The sequence below is a fragment of the Ruminococcus sp. 5_1_39BFAA genome (assembly GCF_964240875.1).
In the GTDB taxonomy this organism is placed as follows: Bacteria; Bacillota; Clostridia; order Lachnospirales; family Lachnospiraceae; genus Blautia_A.
This window is the reverse complement of the sequence record NZ_CAXSVO010000087.1, coordinates 1-1,479: the sequence shown is the minus strand read 5'-3', so window position 1 is coordinate 1,479 and position 1,479 is coordinate 1. Positions and strand designations below refer to the sequence as shown.

Below are 1,479 nucleotides of genomic sequence, written 5' to 3'. Positions count from 1 at the left end.
CCCTTTAAATGGACTTATAAAGGTATACCTTTGACGGTTTGATATTGCTTAATTATTAATGCAATGCTGTACTAGTGTAAGTCCTTTTATTTTATCCATATCCTCAATCTTTGCGGTCAGCATAATAATTGGAAACAAATATTTTTGCCGTATCTTTCCACAAAGTGTAAATCCATCTATATCCGGCATCATTATATCCAAAATTGCCAAACTAATATTTTCCTTTTCAACACACGCCAAAGCATCCATAGCATTATAAAATTTGCGTATTTGGTAATTCTCATTCTTCAAATATAATTCAAGAAGATCTGCAATCTCTTTCTCATCGTCAACAATCAAAATTATATCATTACCCATAATTTGACATCTTCACCTCGTTTCAGAACTTTCGATTCACATTATACCGTAACTTTTCCATTTTCTCAACTGAAGACCAAAAGTCATTTTGCAGTTAAAAAGGTGGCGCTTCTTATCTAAAATTTGCCCCACCTTTTCCAAGACATTATTGTTCTTTTGCAATAGTTTCTTGTTTCAAATTTGCCATCGGCACTTAACTTTTTTCTCATCCCACAAACCGATACCCGCTCCCAACTACAGTTTCTATGTACTCATCTCCGCTCTTCCGTCTGAGCGAATACACCACATTCGCCACCGCCGCCCCGCAATGCTCCGGGTTCGCTTTCCAGACCGCTTCGTAGATTTGCTCTTTGGAAATCACCTGGCAACTATATACCATTCTTTTCCCATCTTTTTCTAAAAGTAAATAAGATAAGCAATACAACTCCTAACAGCACAATAGAATATATACAATTTCCTACAATATCCAAATAATCGCTTTTATGGGTATTGTAATATTGATTAAACCGCAAGAATACCGGATTTGATGCATCATATCGTGCCAGAAAACTTAACTTACTATTTGCTATTGAAACAATCATTGCAATAAGCCAAAATGCAAAATTAGATACATATGCCCCTATGATGTTCTTAAATAAAAATCCCCACATACTTGCTAAGAGAACTTCATAAATAAGCACACTCTCAAAATAAAACATTGTCGGCAATGTATAAGAAAAATCTCTATACAATCCACTAATCAGAAAAATCCCACCGAGAGTTGCTATACTCAGCCAAAGTAATAATACGCCAACCTTTCCAAGGAAGAACCGAAACCAATTATACCCCATAAGTTTATAGAACAATATATTTTTACCTTTGTAATCCGCGGCAAAAGTTTGTATGATCAACACAGAAAAAATAAGCATTCCAAACTGGGTAAAAACTGTATAAATGCTGACATACAATTCCCCTTGCGTTGGATGTGATATTTTGTCCAGGCTTACCAGCAACACATAGCCAAGAATAAAACAAATGGCAACAGTGAGCATATAATACAAAAAGTAGCGGTAGTGTAAAATAGTTTGTGTTTCTGGTAAAAAATAACTCTTTTTTGGTAAGAATTCAGATATGACAATTCTT

General features: G+C 34.9%; 2 protein-coding genes and 1 pseudogene. All 3 read right to left on the bottom strand.

The features are described from left to right. Positions 1-72: 72 nt before the first annotated feature. A pseudogene (locus ACESZH_RS23880) lies at positions 73-357 on the bottom strand (response regulator); the annotation flags it as partial. Positions 358-562: 205 nt separating this feature from the next. Continuing rightward, positions 563-736 carry a winged helix-turn-helix domain-containing protein gene (locus tag ACESZH_RS23875; RefSeq protein ID WP_373219586.1) on the bottom strand — a complete coding sequence of 58 codons (174 nt, stop codon included), beginning with the start codon at positions 734-736 and terminating at the stop codon, positions 563-565. Next, positions 726-1,479: hypothetical protein (locus ACESZH_RS23870; protein ID WP_373219588.1), on the bottom strand; the 754-nt coding region annotated here is incomplete at its 5' end. The genes ACESZH_RS23870 and ACESZH_RS23875, both read right to left, overlap by 11 nt.

Excerpts from the sequence above, each read along its gene's own strand:
- ACESZH_RS23875 (WP_373219586.1), bottom strand. The coding sequence starts at position 736 with ATGGTATATAGTTGCCAGGTGATTTCCAAAGAGCAAATCTACGAAGCG.